This is a genomic window from Streptomyces sp. NPDC058964 (assembly GCF_042741275.1).
GTDB lineage: Bacteria > Actinomycetota > Actinomycetes > Streptomycetales > Streptomycetaceae > Streptomyces.
Window position 1 is genome coordinate 9,807 of record NZ_JBHYKH010000293.1, and the last position, 988, is coordinate 10,794.

General features: G+C 68.2%; 2 protein-coding genes. Both read left to right on the forward strand.

Features of this window, described 5'->3' with window-relative positions; genetic code table 11:
- The first annotated feature begins 296 nt into the window (after nucleotides 1–296).
- Entirely contained in the window at nucleotides 297–428 is a 132-nt protein-coding gene (locus ACFW2E_RS29600; RefSeq protein WP_384470134.1) for a hypothetical protein, read from the forward strand.
- 192 nt (nucleotides 429–620) lie between these two features.
- The coding region (locus ACFW2E_RS29605) for a hypothetical protein (protein WP_384470135.1) at nucleotides 621–988 on the forward strand (368 nt) is incomplete at its 3' end.

Below are 988 nucleotides of genomic sequence, written 5' to 3' on the forward strand. Positions count from 1 at the left end.
TCTCTCTGTCGAACACCCTCCCCCCGCCGGGGCGGGCCCCCCCCCCCCCCCCCCCTTTGAATACCCAGTGCTCCCTGCCCACCCCCCCCCCCCCCGCCCTATCGCCCGCTCACCTGCGCAGGCCGCGGCGTGTTGGCAACGGCTCAATGCGGGTTCTGGATCACTTTCCGTGCCGAGCCACGGACGGTCACCCGAAACCACGATCACGGACGCCGGCAGTTCGGACAGCGGTGGAAGCGGTGACTGACAGGTCTCAGTGATCCGGCGGAAGCGCGTCGACCTCACCTTCGCCGTACGTGGCCACGAACTCCTCGTACTCCTGGGGGAACGCCACTCTCCGGAGCGCACTCGGCTTCCTGCCGGTCGACCGTGTCTCCGGCGCCGTCGTGCGGCGGCATGGGATCCCGCAGCTGGGCGATCAGCGGTAGCCCATCCATGAACCGCCCTGCCGGTCCGGCACCTGCGGCCGCACTTCGACCAGCCGCAAACCCGATCATCTGACCGTCAGTGCTTGATGGCCCGTCCGGGCGGCAGACTGCCCCGAACGGTAGAGTCATCGACGGTGCAGAATTGTGATCATGAAGTCACCGTGAACCACTCATTACATGATCAGACACGCGATGCGTACGCTCTGCGCCGCCGCCCTCGTGGCCGCTCCCCTCGCCCTGACCGCGACGCCTGCACAGGCCCTGACGTCATGTACGGTCAACGGCAGTCCCGCGTCCGGTACGACCGTCACTGGTACCGCCGGCCCCGACTACATCAGCTGCGGCGCTCTTGCCTTGGGCGATAGCGTCAACGGCTTGGGCGGGGGTGACTACATCGTCATCAACGGCATCGTTGCGGGCACGGTCGACGGCGGCGCCGGCGGCGACTACATCACGGCCAACGCCGGTACCACGGCGAACGGCAGGATCCTCGGCGACGCCGACGGCGACTTCATCTCCGTCGGCCCGAACGCCGGCACTGTCGACGGCGGACTCGGGTT